Source organism: Variovorax sp. FW305-3-2-15-B-LB1 (assembly GCF_058787635.1).
Genome location: NZ_JBYSZY010000061.1, coordinates 23,650 through 38,432 on the forward strand (window position 1 = coordinate 23,650; position 14,783 = coordinate 38,432).

15 protein-coding genes are annotated in these 14,783 nt (G+C 69.4%); 8 read left to right on the forward strand and 7 right to left on the reverse strand.

Features of this window, described 5'->3' with window-relative positions; all coding sequences use genetic code 11:
* Positions 1 to 78: 78 nt before the first annotated feature.
* Positions 79 to 456: a nuclear transport factor 2 family protein gene (locus AC3WQR_RS26805; protein ID WP_492744811.1), complete on the forward strand. Its 378-nt coding sequence runs from the start codon at positions 79 to 81 to the stop codon at positions 454 to 456.
* A gap of 13 nt (positions 457 to 469) precedes the next feature.
* Here the strand turns inward: AC3WQR_RS26805 and AC3WQR_RS26810 are convergent, their stop codons facing one another.
* Positions 470 to 1,609, reverse strand: a complete 1,140-nt coding sequence (locus AC3WQR_RS26810; protein ID WP_492744832.1) for a helix-turn-helix domain-containing protein — start codon at positions 1,607 to 1,609, stop codon at positions 470 to 472.
* A 187-nt stretch (positions 1,610 to 1,796) separates the two neighbouring features.
* Between AC3WQR_RS26810 and AC3WQR_RS26815 the strand changes: the two genes are divergently transcribed.
* The 7 genes from AC3WQR_RS26815 (at position 1,797) to AC3WQR_RS26845 (ending at position 9,455) form a co-directional block, all read left to right on the forward strand.
* Entirely contained in the window at positions 1,797 to 2,303 is a 507-nt protein-coding gene (locus AC3WQR_RS26815; protein WP_062468730.1) for a (2Fe-2S)-binding protein, read from the forward strand.
* 10 nt (positions 2,304 to 2,313) lie between these two features.
* Entirely contained in the window at positions 2,314 to 4,698 is a 2,385-nt protein-coding gene (locus AC3WQR_RS26820) for a xanthine dehydrogenase family protein molybdopterin-binding subunit (RefSeq protein ID WP_492744813.1), read from the forward strand.
* 34 nt (positions 4,699 to 4,732) lie between these two features.
* Positions 4,733 to 5,524, forward strand: a complete 792-nt coding sequence (locus AC3WQR_RS26825; RefSeq protein ID WP_095744326.1) for an FAD binding domain-containing protein — start codon at positions 4,733 to 4,735, stop codon at positions 5,522 to 5,524.
* Between the two features lie 64 nt (positions 5,525 to 5,588).
* On the forward strand, positions 5,589 to 6,491 hold the full coding sequence (locus AC3WQR_RS26830; protein WP_062468723.1) for an AAA family ATPase: 903 nt from the start codon (positions 5,589 to 5,591) through the stop codon (positions 6,489 to 6,491).
* Between the two features lie 19 nt (positions 6,492 to 6,510).
* The gene (locus AC3WQR_RS26835) at positions 6,511 to 7,725 is read left to right on the forward strand and encodes a vWA domain-containing protein (protein ID WP_492744816.1); all 1,215 of its coding nucleotides are present in this window, start codon (positions 6,511 to 6,513) and stop codon (positions 7,723 to 7,725) included.
* A 34-nt stretch (positions 7,726 to 7,759) separates the two neighbouring features.
* Entirely contained in the window at positions 7,760 to 8,413 is a 654-nt protein-coding gene (locus AC3WQR_RS26840) for an SRPBCC family protein (protein WP_492744818.1), read from the forward strand.
* Between the two features lie 19 nt (positions 8,414 to 8,432).
* Positions 8,433 to 9,455 carry an XdhC family protein gene (locus tag AC3WQR_RS26845; RefSeq protein ID WP_492744820.1) on the forward strand — a complete coding sequence of 341 codons (1,023 nt, stop codon included), beginning with the start codon at positions 8,433 to 8,435 and terminating at the stop codon, positions 9,453 to 9,455.
* 20 nt (positions 9,456 to 9,475) lie between these two features.
* Here the strand turns inward: AC3WQR_RS26845 and AC3WQR_RS26850 are convergent, their stop codons facing one another.
* The 6 genes from AC3WQR_RS26850 to AC3WQR_RS26875 all read right to left on the reverse strand — a co-directional run.
* Positions 9,476 to 10,267 (reverse strand): ABC transporter ATP-binding protein, encoded by a 792-nt coding sequence (locus AC3WQR_RS26850; RefSeq protein WP_492744822.1) that lies wholly within the window; start codon positions 10,265 to 10,267, stop codon positions 9,476 to 9,478.
* Positions 10,264 to 11,331, reverse strand: a complete 1,068-nt coding sequence (locus tag AC3WQR_RS26855; protein WP_492744824.1) for a dihydrodipicolinate synthase family protein — start codon at positions 11,329 to 11,331, stop codon at positions 10,264 to 10,266. Before AC3WQR_RS26855 ends, AC3WQR_RS26850 begins: the two co-directional genes overlap by 4 nt.
* 12 nt (positions 11,332 to 11,343) lie before the next feature.
* On the reverse strand, positions 11,344 to 12,174 hold the full coding sequence (locus tag AC3WQR_RS26860; RefSeq protein WP_492744826.1) for a GNAT family N-acetyltransferase: 831 nt from the start codon (positions 12,172 to 12,174) through the stop codon (positions 11,344 to 11,346).
* 10 nt (positions 12,175 to 12,184) lie between these two features.
* The gene (locus tag AC3WQR_RS26865; protein WP_492744828.1) at positions 12,185 to 13,234 is read right to left on the reverse strand and encodes an NAD-dependent epimerase/dehydratase family protein; all 1,050 of its coding nucleotides are present in this window, start codon (positions 13,232 to 13,234) and stop codon (positions 12,185 to 12,187) included.
* Positions 13,231 to 14,043: an ABC transporter permease gene (locus tag AC3WQR_RS26870; RefSeq protein WP_082549019.1), complete on the reverse strand. Its 813-nt coding sequence runs from the start codon at positions 14,041 to 14,043 to the stop codon at positions 13,231 to 13,233. The genes AC3WQR_RS26865 and AC3WQR_RS26870 overlap by 4 nt, the downstream gene beginning before the upstream one ends.
* An 80-nt stretch (positions 14,044 to 14,123) precedes the next feature.
* Positions 14,124 to 14,783 (reverse strand): TetR family transcriptional regulator (locus AC3WQR_RS26875; RefSeq protein WP_492744830.1); only part of this gene is annotated, 660 nt, incomplete at its 5' end.

Below are 14,783 nucleotides of genomic sequence, written 5' to 3' on the forward strand. Positions count from 1 at the left end.
CGACGCGCGGCGCGTGCCCCGCGACCATTCCTTCACCCCGCGCTGTTGCGGGTCGAACCCTCGAAAGGAACAGTCGCAATGAACACCGCCGCCCACGACGCCCATGCCATCGCCACGGGCTACATCGCCGTCTGGAACGAGACCGACGCCGCGCGCCGCGCCGCGCTCATCGACGCCGGCTGGACCGCCGACGCCCGCTATGTCGACCCGATAGCGCAGGCCAGCGGCCACGAGCAGATCAGCGCGCTGGTCGGCGCGGTGCACCAGCGCTACCCGGGCTTTCGCTTCCACCTGCTGGGCAAGGCCGAGGCGCACGGCGACAACCTGCGCTTCTCGTGGACCCTGGGCCCGAGCGGCGCCGACGACCTGATCCAGGGCACCGACTTCGCACAGCTGGACGCGGGCAAGCTGCGCGCAGTGACGGGTTTTCTCGACCGCGTGCCCGCAGGCGCGTGAAGAGGGAAGCGGGTCAGTCGCCCGCCGGCCGACCGCGCCAGAGCTTGCGGTAGACCGTGGCGCGGCTGATGCCCAGCGTGCGCGCCGCCTCGGCCACGTTGCCGCGCGCGTCGGTCACCGCCTTGCGGATCAGGGCGGTTTCCACGTCGCGCAGGCGGGGGCGGCCGTCGGTTGCAGCGCCGGGCACGCCGCCATGCTCGCTGCCGCCGCGCTGGGCCCGCACCTGCACCCGCAGGCCCGACCACAGCGGCACCTCGAGCATGGCGTCGCCGCGCCGGGCGGCGTCGAACATCATGTGCAGCGGCAGCGCGAACAGGTCGTTGAAATGCAGGCCGCCGGCATGGCAGACCAGCGGCTGGTGCAGCATCTGCCGCGCCGCCGCGTTGGCGCCGGTGACGTGGCCGGCGGCGTCGATGCACAGCAGGCCCTCGGTGGTCTCGCTGCTCGGGCAGCCGGGCCAGAGCAGGCGCAGCAGCAGCTCGCAGGGCTCGCGCTGCACCAGCAGGTTCTCGATGCTGCGCGCCGACAGGGTGGCCAGGTGGCGCAGCTCGGGCCGCTCGACCACCTGCACGCCCGTGAGGTCGAGCATGCCGATGCAGTCGCCCCGGGGCCCGAAGAGCGGGGCGCCGGCGCAGCTGTACACACTGGTGTCGTCAAAAAAGTGTTCACCCCGGTGCAGCCACACCGATTCCTGCTCGGCCAGCGCCGTGCCGATGGCGCTGGTGCCGATGGCGCTTTCGGACAGGTCGACGCCGATGCGCCCGATGTCGCGCGCATAGCGGGCGGCGGGGTCGGTGCCGTCGGGCAAGGTACCCACGTCGACCACGATGCCGCGGGCGTCGGTCAGGATGGCGAAATAGCGGGTGTCGGCGATGGCGCGCGAGAGCCGTTCAATCACCGGACGCGCCGCCGTGACCAGGGCCCGGTTGCATTCCGTGACCTCGCGGCTGGCGGTGCGGCTCACGGGCTCGAAGCTCACGCGCTGCTGGGGCCGGCGGCCAGCCTCCAGGCAGCGCTGCCAGGAGCGCGTGATGCCCGGGTCGACCCGCGCGCTGCCGCGCGGGCGGGGGCCGTCGCCGTCGATCAGCTCGCGGCGCGCCTGCGCAATGGCCAGCGAGCGCTCAGCAGGAGGGGGGACGGCGGAAGCGGACATCATCGTGAAAGTTCTTCTTCGCGCGGGGAGGGCTGCTTTTGCGGGCCGGCCGGTTGGCAAGCTGTTTCATTTTGAGAATTTCCCGCGCTCTGTGCAAGTGTCAAGGGTTTTTGCCTAGGATAGTGCGAAAGGGCGGCATCCAAGATGCCTCGCTGAACCAGCCATCACCTTTCACGGAGACAGCCACATGCAGGTCGCTTTCAAGGTCAACGGCCGGCCGGTCACGGTCGACGCCCCACCCAACACCTTCCTTGTGCACGCGATCCGCGAGCACCTCCACCTCACCGGCACCCACGTCGGCTGCGACACCGCCCAGTGCGGCGCCTGCACGGTCCACCTGAACGGTCGCGCGGTCAAGTCGTGCAACATCCTGGTCGCGCAGGCGGCCGGCGCCGACGTCACCACCATCGAGGGCGTGGCCGCCGCCGACGGCACCATGCACCCCATGCAGGCGGCCTTCAAGGAATGCCACGGCCTGCAGTGCGGTTTCTGCACCCCGGGCATGGTCATGAGCGCCATCGACCTGTGCACCCACCACCCCAAATCGAGCGAATCGGAGATCCGCGAGCTGCTCGAGGGCAACCTGTGCCGGTGCACGGGCTACCAGAACATCGTCAAGGCCGTGAAGATGGGCGGCGAGGCCATGGCATCGGGCAATCCGGTGCCGACCCAGCAAACCACGGTCACGGCCTGAGGAGAGCGACATGGGCGCTTCCGACTTCTCCAACCTGCCGCACATCGGCGAGGCATTGCGGCGCAAGGAAGACTACCGCTTCCTGACCGGCGCGGGCAACTACACCGACGACATCACGCTGGCCAACCAGAGCCATGCGGTCTTCGTGCGTTCGCCGCACGCGCATGCCGTCATCAAGTCGATCGACATCGCCGAGGCCTCGAAGATGCCCGGCGTGGTCGGCATCTTCAGCGGCAAGGACATCGAAGGAAAGATGGGCGGGCTGCCCTGCGGCTGGCTCATCAACAACCCCGACGGCACCCCCATGAAGGAGCCGATGCACCCGATCCTGGCGATCAAGAAGGTGCGCTACGTGGGCGACCACGTGGCCATGGTGGTGGCCGAGACGGTCGAGCAGGCCAAGAACGCGGCCGAGGCCGTGGTGGTCGACTACGACGTGCTGCCCGCCCTGGTGAGCGTGGCCGACGCCGCGAAGAAGGCCAGCGGCGTCACCCTGCACGACGAGGCGCCCGACAACCAGTGCTACAAGTGGGCGCTGGGCGACAAGGCGGCGGTCGATGCGGTGTTTGCCACCGCCGCGCACGTCACCCAGCTCGACCTGGTCAACAACCGGCTCGTGCCCAACCCGATCGAGCCGCGCGTGGCCATCGGCAGCTACGCCCGCGGCACCGACGACTACACGCTCTACGTGTCGAACCAGAACCCGCACGTCGAACGCCTGCTGATGACGGCCTTCGTGCTGGGCCTGCCCGAGCACAAGGTGCGCGTGATCGCGCCCGACGTGGGCGGCGGCTTCGGCTCCAAGATCTTTTTGTACGCCGAAGACGTGTGCCTGACCTGGGCGGCCAAGCAGCTCAACCGCAACATCAAGTGGACGGCGGAACGCTCGGAGTGCTTCCTGTCCGACGCGCACGGCCGCGACCATGTGAGCCACGCCGAGATGGCGATGGACAAGGACGGCAAGTTCCTGGCCATGCGCGTGCACACCGACGCCAACCTGGGCGCCTACCTGTCGACCTTCTCGACCGCGGTGCCGACCATCCTGTACGCCACGCTGCTGGCGGGCCAGTACACCACGCCGCAGATCTACGTCGAGGTCGATGCCTGGTTCACCAACACCTCGCCGGTCGATGCGTACCGCGGGGCCGGACGGCCCGAGGCCACCTACCTGCTGGAGCGCCTGGTGTCGCGCTGCGCCTGGGAAATGAACCTGGGCCAGGACGAGATCCGCAAGCGCAACTTCATCACCAGCTTCCCGTACCAGACGCCTGTGGCGCTGCAGTACGACACCGGCGACTTCCATGCCTGCATGGACAAGGCGCGGGTGCTGGCCGAGGTCGACGGCTACGCCGCGCGCAAGGCAGCGACCGAGGCCAAGGGCAAGCTGCGCGGCATGGGTTATTCGAGCTACATCGAGGCCTGCGGCATCGCGCCGTCGAACATCGCGGGGGCGCTCGGCGCACGCGCGGGCCTGTTCGAGTGCGGCGAGATCCGCGTGCACCCGACCGGCAGCGTGACGGTGTTCACCGGTTCGCACAGCCACGGCCAGGGCCATGAAACCACCTTCGCGCAGGTCGTGGCCGCGCGCCTGGGCATTCCGGTCGAGAACGTCGACGTGGTGCACGGCGACACCGGCCGCGTGCCCTTCGGCATGGGCACCTACGGTTCGCGCTCCATCTCGGTGGGCGGCGCGGCCATCATGAAGGCGCTCGACAAGATCGAGACCAAGGCCAAGAAGATCGCCGCGCACCTCATGGAGGCGAGCGACGCCGACATCGAGTTCGCCAACGGCGAGTTCACGGTCAAGGGCACCGACAAGAAGATCCCGTTCGGCCAGGTGGCGCTCACGGCCTACGTGCCGCACAACTACCCGCTCGACAAGCTCGAGCCGGGCCTGAACGAGACCGCCTTCTACGACCCGACCAACTTCACCTTCCCGGGCGGCACCTACATCTGCGAGGTCGAGATCGACAAAGAGACCGGCGAAGTCAAGGTCGACCGCTTCACCGCGGTGGACGACTTCGGCACCATCATCAATCCGATGATCGTGGAGGGCCAGGTGCACGGCGGGCTGGTGCAGGGCATCGGCCAGGCGCTGCTCGAGAACTGCGTGTACGACAACGAAACCGGCCAGCTGCTCACCGGCAGCTTCATGGACTACGCCATGCCGCGCGCCGGCGATTTCCCGCAGTTCAAGCTCGACACCGTCTGCACCCCCTGCACCCACAACCCGCTGGGCACCAAGGGCTGCGGCGAGGCGGGCGCCATCGGGTCGCCGCCGGCGGTCATCAACGCCGTGCTCGATGCGCTGGCGCCGCTGGGCGTCAAGGATTTCGACATGCCCGCTTCGTCCAGCCGCGTCTGGGAAGCGATGCAGGCCGCCGCCAAGCCCTGAACGACACAAGAAATAACAGAGAAGGAATCACCCCATGTATGCCTTCACACTCGAACGGCCCGCCAGCGTGGCGGACGCGGCCCGGCTCATCGCCGCGGGCGGCAAGCCACTGGCCGGCGGACAGACCCTGCTGGCCTCGATGAAGCTGCGGCTGTCGGCGCCTGAACAACTCGTCGACCTCGGCGGCATCAAGGAACTGACCGGCATCAAGAAGGATGGCGGCGCGATCACCCTCGGCGCCATGTCGCGCCACCTCGACGTGGCGAACAACGCCGACGTGAAGGCCGCGTACCCCGCGCTCGCCGACCTCGCGTCGCGCATCGGCGACCGGCAGGTGCGCGCGATGGGCACCGTCGGCGGCTCGGTGGCCAACAACGATCCGGCGGCGTGCTACCCGAGCGCGGTGCTGGCCTCGGGCGCGACCATCGTCACGTCGAAGCGCGAGATTGCGGCCGACGACTTCTTCCAGGGGCTGTTCACCACGGCACTTGAAGAAGACGAGCTGATCGTCGCCATCCGCTTCCCGATCCCGAAGCGCGCGGTGTACGAGAAGCTGCGCCAGAAGGCCTCGAACTTCCCGCTGGTCGGCATCTTCCTGGCGCAGTACGACAGCGGCGTGCGTGTGGCCGTCACCGGCGCGGGCAACGGCGTGTTCCGCCATGCCGGGCTCGAGGACGCGCTCAACAAGAGCTTCACCGCCGCGTCGGCCGCGGCAGTGAAGATCGACGCGAGCGACCTCAACAGCGACCTACACGCCTCGGCCGCCTACCGCGCGAACCTGATCAGCGTGCTGACGCAGCGCGCCGTCACCAAAGCACTCGGCTGAAGCAGCCCAGCGCCGCCGCCCACCGGAAGGCGCGACACCCTCGCGTCTTCCGCTACGCTTGCCCATGATCTTCCCGACCATCGACGCCCTTTCCGACGGCTTGCGGCAGGCCGGCTACTTTGCCGACCGCCGCCTGGCCACCGCGGTGTTCCTCGCGCTCAAGCTGCAGCGCCCGCTGCTGCTCGAAGGCGAACCCGGCGTCGGCAAGACCGAGCTGGCCAAGGCGCTGTCGACGGCCCTGAACCGCGAGCTGCTGCGCCTGCAGTGCTACGACGGCATGGAGCAGCGCGAGGCGCTCTATGAATGGAACTACGCCGCGCAGCTGCTGCACATGCGCGCGGCCGAAGCCACGGGTGCGGCGCGCGACGTGGAGGCCGAGGTCTACCAGCCGCACTACCTGATCCGCCGCCCGCTGCTGCAGGCGCTGCAGACGCCGGCGCCCGGTGCCGTGCTGCTGATCGACGAGGTCGACCGCGCCGACGAGCCCTTCGAAGCCTTCCTGCTCGAGTATCTGGGCGAGTACCAGGTCAGCATTCCCGAGCTGGGCACCGTGCGCGCCGTGGTGCCGCCCGTCACCTTGCTCACCAGCAACCGCACGCGCGAGCTGAACGATGCCGTGAAGCGGCGCTGCCTCTACCACTGGCTCGACTACCCCGAGCGAGAGCGCGAGCTGGCCATCGTGCGCGCGCAGGTGCCGCAGGCCGGCGAGGTGCTGTCGGCGCAGGTGGCGGCCTTCGTCGCGCGGCTGCGCTCGGCGCCGTTCGTCAATGCCTTCCAGCGCGCGCCCGGCATCGCTGAAAGCGTGGAGTGGGCGCGGGCGCTCATTGCGCTCGACACCGTCGAACTCGACCCCGAAGTGGTCGTCGACACCGCCGGCATCCTGTTCAAGCAGCGCGACGACGTGGCGGCACTCACGCACGAGCTGGCCTCCGACCTGCTGAGGCCCGAGGAACCGCTCGCGAGCTGAGCGAGGCCGAGGCACCTACATGGCCGGCATTCAGCAACTCGGCGACGTGCGCAGCGGCAAGCTGGCGGGCAACATCGCCGCCTTCGGCCGCGCATTGCGCCGCGCCGGCGTGCGCACCGACGCCATGCGCATCGCGCTCGCCACCGAGGCGGCCACGCTGGTCGGCGTGGAAGACAAGCTCGACCTGGGCGCCGCCATGGAAGCCGTGATGGTCAGCCGCGAGCAAGACCGGCTGGTGTTCCGAGAACTCTTCGACGCGTGGTTCCGCGACCCCGAACTGGCCAACAAGCTGCTCGCCCAGATGCTGCCCAGCGCCGAGGGCAAGGCCGAGCCCTCCAAGCGGCGCCCGCGCGTGCGAGAAGCGCTGAGCCCGCCGCGCGATGCCGTGAAGCCCGCGGCACCGACGAAGCCCGACGAGGAGATCAAGTTCGACGCCGCCATGACGGCCAGCGACCGCCAGCGGCTGCAGCATGCCGACTTCAACGCGCTGGGCGCGGCCGAGTACCGGTTGGTCGAGCGGCTGGCGCGCGACATCCGCTTGCCGGTGCCCGAACTGCCCGCGCGCCGCCTGCGTCCGGCGGGCGATGCCGGCCGGACGCACGCGCGCATGCACTGGCCCGGCGTGCTGCACGAGGCGGCCCGCACCGGCGGCGAGATCCTGCGCCTGCCCCGGCTGGCGCGGCGCGAGCAGCCTCTGCCGCTGCTGGTGCTGGTCGATGTGTCGGGTTCGATGGAGCGCTATGCGCGCCTGCTGCTGGCCTTCCTGCATGCCGCCACGCGGCGCGCCGGCCGGCGCGACGTGTTCGCCTTCGGCACGCGGCTGACCGACCTCACGCCCGCCTTCCGGCTGGCCGACACCGACGCCATGCTGGAGGCCGCCAGCATGGCCATCGACGATTTCGCGGGTGGCACGCGGCTGGGCGGTTCGCTGACCGAGTTGCGCCAGTCGCATGCGCGTCGGCTCATCGGCCGCCGTACGCTGGTGCTGGTGATCAGCGACGGCCTCGACACGGGCGAGCCCGCGCAGCTCGAGACCGAGCTGCAGTGGCTCCAGCGGCATTCGCGCCGGCTGCTGTGGCTCAACCCGCTGCTGCGCTTCGAGGGCTACGCCCCTCTGGCGCGTGGGGCCGCCGTGCTGCACCGCCATGCGGACGCGATGCTGGCGGTCCACAATCTGAATGCACTCGAACAGCTGGCCGCCAGCCTGGCCGCGCTGATGCGCGCCAGTCGCTAGGACCGGACTCAGGAAGGAACAAAGGAAACCCACCATGGAAATGCTCGGAAACCGCCGCCTCGGCGTCACCCAACAACAGGCCTGGGACGCGCTCAACGATCCCGAGACGCTCAAGAAGTGCATCCCCGGCTGCGACAAGTTCGAGCTCACGGGCGACAACACCTACAGCGTGGCGCTGGCCGTGAAGATCGGTCCGGTGTCGGCCAAGTTCAGCGGCAAGGTGATGCTGTCGGACATCGTCGCGCCCGACGGCTACAAGCTCACTTTCGAGGGGCAGGGCGGCGTGGCGGGGTTTGCCAAGGGCTCGTCGAGCGTGTCGCTCAAGCCGGTGGCCGTGGCCGACAGCGCACCCATCGCAGAGGGCGCACCTGCTGCCGAAACCGCCCCCGTGGCTCCAACTCCTGCCGGCTGCGAACTCGACTACACCGTGCAGGCCCAGGTCGGCGGCAAGATCGCCCAGCTCGGCCAGCGCCTGATCGACGGCGCGGCCAAGTCCACCGCCGACGATTTCTTCAAGCGCTTCGAGGCCGAGATGCAAAGCCGCTACGGCCCGCCGCCCGCACCGCCCGCGGAAGCGGCGGCCGAGGCGCCCGCCGAGAAGGCCGGCGTGATGTCGGGCCTCATGAAGAAGATGGGCTTCGGCAAGAAGGACGGCGAAGACGCCGCCACCCCGGGCGACGCCGCCTGACAACGCACGGGACTTCGCCATGGAAAACCTCGACGTCATGGTGCTGCGCACGTTGCGCGACTGGCGGCGTGCCGGCAAGCGCGCGCTGCTGACCACCGTGGTGCGCACCTGGGGCTCGTCGCCGCGGCCCGTGGGCTCGATCATGGCGCTGGCCGAGGACGGCGCCGTGGTCGGCTCGGTCTCGGGCGGCTGCATCGAGGACGATCTGATCGCGCGCTACAGCTACGCCCACGGCAAGGGCGAAGACGTGCCGCTGGGCGCGCCGCCCGCGCTCGTCAAGTACGGCATCACGGCCGACGAGGCGCACCGCTTCGGGCTGCCCTGCGGCGGCACGCTCGAGCTGCTGCTCGAATACGCGCCCGACGCCGACGCGCTCGACACGCTGGTCGCCGAACTCGAACGCGGCAAGCTCATGCGCCGCACGGTGACGCTGGCCACCGGCGCGGTGCGACTGGCCGAGGCGACCGCGCCCGACGAGCTCACGGTGAACGACACCGAACTCACCAACACCTTCGGCCCCGAGTACCGCATGCTGCTGATCGGCGCCGGCCAGCTCGCCGAGTACCTGGCGACCATGGCCAAGTTCAGCGGCTTCGCCGTGACGCTGTGCGACCCGCGCGCCGAGTACCGCACCGCGTGGACGCTGTCCGGCGTGACGATCACGACCGAGATGCCCGACGACGCCGTGCTGGCCTTCAAACCCGACCGCCGCAGCTGCGTGGTCGCGCTCACGCACGACCCCAAGCTGGACGACCTCGCGCTGCTCGAAGCGTTGCAGAGCGAGGCCTTCTACGTGGGCGCCATCGGCTCGCGCCGCAACGCCGACGCGCGGCGCGACCGCATGATCGAGCACTTCGACCAGACGGCCGAGTCGCTCGCGCGCCTGCGCGGGCCCATCGGCATCTTCATCGGCAGCAAGACACCGCCCGAGATCGCGGTGAGCGTGATGGCGGAGATCCTGGCGGTGAAGAACGCGGTGACCTTGCCGCGCGAAGTGGAAGTGGCGCGCGCCAAGGAAATCCAGCAGCTGCAACCCAGCTGAACTGAATTGCGGGGCGAGGCTCAGTCCACGCCCAGCAGGTCGTAGATGCGGCGCACGTACTCGCCGAACTCGGGGCTGGTCTTCACGTGCAGCTTGCGCGGCTCGGGCAGGTCGATGCGGAAGAAGTCGGCCATGCGTGCCGGCCCGGCCGTGAGCACGGCGCAGTGCGAGCCCAGGAACACCGCCTCCTGGATGCTGTGCGTGACCACGATGAAGGTCTTGCGGCTGCGCTCCCAGATGCGCAGCATTTCCAGGTTCATCTTCTCGCGCGTGAGTGCATCGAGCGCGCCGAAGGGCTCGTCCATGAGCACCAGCTTCGGATCGTGGATGAGCGCGCGTGCGATGGCGGCGCGCTGCTGCATGCCGCCCGAGAGTTCGTAGGGCAGCTTGTCGGCGAAGCCCGTGAGGCCGACCATGTCGAGCAGCTCGTGCGCGCGCGCCTTGGCGGCCTTGCGGTCCAGCCCGAGGATGTCGGCGGGTAGCAGCACGTTCTCCAGGATGGTGCGCCACTTCAGCAGCAGCGGCTGCTGGAACACCATGCCGACGTCGCGGCCCGGATTGAAGCCCGTGCCACCGGGGCCGCCGATCTCGAGCTTGCCGCCGTCGTGGCCGTGCAGGCCCGACAGGATCTTCAGCAGCGTCGACTTGCCGCAGCCCGAGGGACCGACCAGCGAGATCATGTCGCCCGCATGCACGTCCATCGTGACGTCGGAGACGGCGAGGAATTCTTCGTTGCGCTTGCGGTAGACCTTGCGCAGCTGACGCATGCGGATCAGCGGCGCCTCCTGCGCGGGCGCGAGTACGGCGCTCATGCCAGCCACCGTGCCAGGTTGTCGCGCACGAAGGCGTCGTCGGCCAGGTCGCCGTGCTGGCGGTAGACGCGGTCGATCTCCGCCGACTGGCCCCGGCCCAAACCTTCTTCCGGGTCGAGGCACCAGATGCCTTCGAGCAAACCCTGGCGCCGCAGCACCTCGTGGCAGCCCGCGATGCAGCCGTGGAAGTTGTTCGCCACGTCGAAGAAGGCGGCGTTGCAGTCGGTCACGCGCGAATCGAGCGCGAGCAGGGCGGGGCTCAGCGCGCCGCCGCTGGCGGCCAGCTCGGCCTTGATCTGCTGCAGCTGGTGCACCGCGCTCGACGTCCACACCGACCAGTGGCCCAGCAGGCCGCCGCGAAAGCGCACCTGCACGGGCGCGCCGTCGCGCATCGCGGCAAAGGGCAGCGCGAGGTCGAGCACGATGTGGTCGTCGTTGCCGGTGTAGAGGAACACGCGCTCCTCGGCGCGCGCATCGACCAGCCCGCGCACCACGTCGATGCTGCGGTAGCGGTTGAAGGGCGCGACCTTGATCGCCAGCGCGTTGGGAATGAGCGCGAAGCGGCGCCAGAAGTCGCTCGACAGGATCGGGCCGCCGACCACCGTCTGCAGGTAGAAGCCGATCAGCGGGATCTCCTGCGCCACCGCCTCGCAATGGGCGATGAGCGCGTCTTCCGATGCGCCGGCCAGCGCCGCCAGGCTCAGCAGCCCCGCGTGATAGCCCAGCGAGACAGCGGTGCGCGCCTCGACCTGCGCCTGCGCGGTCGGGCCGCACAGGCCGGCGATCATCGCCATCGGGCGGTCGTTCCAGGCCAGGCGGTCCTGCATCGCGGCCTCGAGCACGGTGGCGTACAGGCCGCGCTCGCGGATCGCGAACTGCGTGGTGTGCACGCCCACCGCGAGGCCGCCCACGCCGGCATCGACGTAGTAGCGCGTGAGCGCGCGCTGGCGCTGGCGGTCGAACTGGCGATCGGCGTCGAGCGCGAGCGGATGCGCCGGGATGACGGTGCCTTGCGACAGCAGCGCAAGCACGTCGGCGGGAAGGTCGGAGCGGTTCAGTGGCATGGGCGAAGGTCCTCAGGCGAACTCGGGGCCGGCGATGGCGTGGATGAAGGCGGGGTGTCCGGTGGGCGGCTGCGCGCCCTCGCGCGTGGCCAGCGCCATGCGTGCGAAGCTGCGTTGGGGTGTGAAGCCGGCGGCGCGCAATGCGGCAGCCATGGCCTTGCGGTCGTCGGGTACGTCGACATAGATGCGGCCGTCGATGCCGCGTGCGGCCTGTGTCAGCAGCGCGGCGGCCGTGGCCTCATCGGACGACAGCAGCGGCCCGATGTGGTGTGCAGTACGGCCTGCGCGCACGAGGCCGAAGCCCAGGCCGTTGCGCACGCAGCGGCTGTCGTCGCGCCCGAGCAGGTCGGCGAGCACGGCGGGGCGCGCGAAACCCAGCGCCTGCGCGTCGAGCGCCGCCAGGTTGTCGAGGGCTGGCTTGTCGGTGGCGAGCGATGCGGTGGCGGGTGCGGCCTCGCGCTGCCAGCGCGTGAGCCGCCACAGCGGCGTGAAGCCGAAGCTCGCATAGAGCGGCTCGCCCTGCGGCGTGGCGTCGAGCATCGCGACGAGGCCGGCGGTCTTCACCTGGTCGAGGCAGCGCGCGAACACCGCGCGGCCCAGGCCTTGACCGCGCGCGGCAGGCATCACGAGGATCATGCTGATCCAGGCCACGCCTTCCATCGGCAGCACGGCGCCGCTGGCGACGAGCTGGTCCTCGCCATCGCGCACGCCATGCACCGTGCCGAGCCGCTCGAACAGCCGCCAGTCGTGCGCGGTCTGGTTCCAGCCGCTCGCGGCGACCAGTGCGTCGAGCATCGGGGCGATGCCGGGCGTGATCGACGTGAGGGCTTCGACGGCGGGCATGGTCATGGGCTCAGTACTTGCCGTCGCGCGATTCGAATTTCGTGGGCTTGCCGTACTGGCGTTGCTCGCGCGAAATCCAGTCAGCCACCCAACGGATCTGCTGTGCCAGCGGCACGCGCGGATAGCCGAACAGCCGCTCGGCCTCGCCGGTGTTCATGAGCCACGCGGTCGGTGCTTCTTGACCGGCGATCGTCACGGACTTGCCGAACTGGCGCGCGAATTCTTCAGCAAGCCAGCGGATCGACGTCGTCTCGGGCCCGCTGACGTTGAGCGGCGAGGTCGGCACCGTGGCCGCCGCGAGGCAACGCAGCGCCTGCGCGTTCGCGTCGCCCTGCCAGATCACGTTGACGTGGCCCATGGTCACGTCGACCGGCTCGCCGCGCCACACCTTGAGCGCCACGTCGGCCAGCACGCCGTAGCGCAGGTCGATGGCGTAGCTCAGGCGGAACAGGCGACCGGGTGTGCCGTGGCGCTGCGAGAAGTACTCGAACATGCGCTCGCGGCCCACGCACGAGTTGGCGTATTCGCCGGGCGGATTGGGTGCGTCGCTCTCGCTCGCGCCCTGGCTGGTCACCGGTACGAAGGGGTACACGCAAGCGGTCGAGAAGGCGACGATGCGCGAGGCATGGAAGTGCTCGGCCACCAGCGCCGGCACGTGCGCGTTCATGGCCCAGGTCAGCGGGTTGTCGGCGTCGGCGCCGAACTTGCGCCCGGCCATGAAGACCACGTTGGCGCACGGCGGCAGCGCGGCGATGGCGGCGCGGTCGAGCAGGTCGCAGGCGATGGTCTCGATGCCGTGCGCTTCGAGCGCTTCGCGCACGCCGGCTTCGCTGAAGCGGGCGACAGCGATCACGCGGCGACCGGGCATCGCGTTCTTCGCGAGGCGGCCCAGCGTGGGGCCCATCTTGCCGCCCACGCCGAGGATCATCAGGTCGCCGTCGAGGCGGGCCATGTCGCGCACGAGGTCGCGCGAGGGCGTGGCCAGGTAGTCTTCAAGCGCGGCTTCGCTCTCGAAGCGCTCGGGAAAGGGCAGGTCGTCGAGGACAGGCGTGGAGGTCATTGGATTCTTGCGTCCTGGGTGATGAAGAGGCGCTCCAGCAGAAGCACCAGCAGATAGAGCAGCACGCCCAGGCCCGTGATGAGCAGCACGGCCATGAAGACCGCGGGCGTGTCCAGCGAGGCCTGGACCTGGATCATCAGATAGCCCAGGCCGCGTTCCGAGGCGATGAACTCGCCCACCACCGCGCCCGCCACGGCGAGGATGGTGGCGACCTTCATGCCCGAGAACACGTACGGCAGCGAGCCCGGCAGCTGGATGTAGCGAAACAGCTGCCAGCGCGAGCCCTTGAGCGCGCGCACGAGGTCGAGCAGCTCGGGCTCGGTCTCGTTCAGGCCGCGGATGGTGGTCAGCAGGATCGGGAAGAAGCACAGGCTGAACGTGATCAGGATGTTCGGCCCGATGCCGTAGCTGAACCACACGATCACCAGCGGCCCCATCGCCACTTTCGGAATCATGTTGAGCGTGACCAGCAGCGGGAACACCAGCAGCATCAGCCGCTTGCTGGTGATGAAGAGCAGCGCGCAAAGAATGCCGAGCACCAGCCCCAGCGCGTAGCCGCCGAACACTTCGAGCGCGGTGACGCCGGTGTTCTTGAGCCAGCTGTAGTTCGGATTGGCCAGCGTGGCCAGCACCTTCGAGGGCGCCGGCAGGATGAAGGGCTGGATCGCGAAGATCCGCACCGCCAGCTCCCACAGCGCAATGCCCGCCAGATGCACCGCGACCACGAGGGCCCAGCGCTGCCATTCGGGGCGCTCGCCCGACAAGGGCGCAGGAGCGGGGGGCGCCAGAGCGCCATCAGGTGCCGTCATCTCAATTCCTGGGTCTAGGAAGCAATGCGGCGAATCATAGGAGTCGCCACGACCCGAGTCAACCAACTAGTTGATAATTTTCATGCGGCGGCCTTGTCGGGCCGCAAGGCGTTGAGCGCGAACTCGATCACGTGCCGGCGCCGCTGCAGCAGCGCGCCGCGCGCATCGAGCGGCTTGCCGAAGATGGCCGACAGCGTGTGGTTGTTGGAGAAGAAGAAGTACGAGATGCCGGCGATCGAGATGTAGAGGTTGATCGCGTCGAAGTCGGGCCGGAACACACCGGCCGCCACGCCGCGCTTGAGCGTGGCCTCCAGCATCTCGATGAAGGGCGAGTGCATCTTCTGCAGCCGCTCCGACTCGCGCAGGTGCGCGCCGTGGTTGCGGTTCTCGTCGGCCAGCAGCGCGATGAACTCGGGGTGCTCGGCCAGGTAGTCGAACGAGAAGGCCACCAGTTGCTTCATGGCTTCGAGCGGTGCGAGCGCATCGAGCGTGAGCTTCTGTTCCTTCTCGCGGATCTCGGCATAGACCGATTCGAGCGCGACGAGGTACAGCCCCTGCTTGCTGTCGAAGTAGTGGTACACGAGCTGCTTGTTGACGCCGGCGTTGGCGGCGATCTCGTCGACGCGCGCGCCCGCGAAGCCCTTGGTGGCGAACTCGGCCACCGCGGCAGATATCAGGGCCTGTTTGGCGGCGACGGGATCGCGCTCGCGTTTCGTGGCGACGGCGGTGCGGGCGGGGGT

What these genes read in the sequence shown, in the direction of transcription:
- AC3WQR_RS26860 (WP_492744826.1), bottom strand. Translation starts at nt 12,174, where the DNA reads ATGCCCGCCGTCGAAGCCCTCACGTCGATCACGCCCGGCATCGCCCCG.
- AC3WQR_RS26865 (WP_492744828.1), bottom strand. Translation starts at nt 13,234, where the DNA reads ATGACCTCCACGCCTGTCCTCGACGACCTGCCCTTTCCCGAGCGCTTC.
- AC3WQR_RS26855 (WP_492744824.1), bottom strand. Translation starts at nt 11,331, where the DNA reads ATGCCACTGAACCGCTCCGACCTTCCCGCCGACGTGCTTGCGCTGCTG.
- AC3WQR_RS26870 (WP_082549019.1), bottom strand. Translation starts at nt 14,043, where the DNA reads ATGACGGCACCTGATGGCGCTCTGGCGCCCCCCGCTCCTGCGCCCTTG.
- AC3WQR_RS26835 (WP_492744816.1), top strand. Translation starts at nt 6,511, where the DNA reads ATGGCCGGCATTCAGCAACTCGGCGACGTGCGCAGCGGCAAGCTGGCG.
- AC3WQR_RS26845 (WP_492744820.1), top strand. Translation starts at nt 8,433, where the DNA reads ATGGAAAACCTCGACGTCATGGTGCTGCGCACGTTGCGCGACTGGCGG.
- AC3WQR_RS26810 (WP_492744832.1), bottom strand. Translation starts at nt 1,609, where the DNA reads ATGTCCGCTTCCGCCGTCCCCCCTCCTGCTGAGCGCTCGCTGGCCATT.
- AC3WQR_RS26820 (WP_492744813.1), top strand. Translation starts at nt 2,314, where the DNA reads ATGGGCGCTTCCGACTTCTCCAACCTGCCGCACATCGGCGAGGCATTG.
- AC3WQR_RS26830 (WP_062468723.1), top strand. Translation starts at nt 5,589, where the DNA reads ATGATCTTCCCGACCATCGACGCCCTTTCCGACGGCTTGCGGCAGGCC.
- AC3WQR_RS26840 (WP_492744818.1), top strand. Translation starts at nt 7,760, where the DNA reads ATGGAAATGCTCGGAAACCGCCGCCTCGGCGTCACCCAACAACAGGCC.
- AC3WQR_RS26815 (WP_062468730.1), top strand. Translation starts at nt 1,797, where the DNA reads ATGCAGGTCGCTTTCAAGGTCAACGGCCGGCCGGTCACGGTCGACGCC.
- AC3WQR_RS26825 (WP_095744326.1), top strand. Translation starts at nt 4,733, where the DNA reads ATGTATGCCTTCACACTCGAACGGCCCGCCAGCGTGGCGGACGCGGCC.
- AC3WQR_RS26850 (WP_492744822.1), bottom strand. Translation starts at nt 10,267, where the DNA reads ATGAGCGCCGTACTCGCGCCCGCGCAGGAGGCGCCGCTGATCCGCATG.
- AC3WQR_RS26805 (WP_492744811.1), top strand. Translation starts at nt 79, where the DNA reads ATGAACACCGCCGCCCACGACGCCCATGCCATCGCCACGGGCTACATC.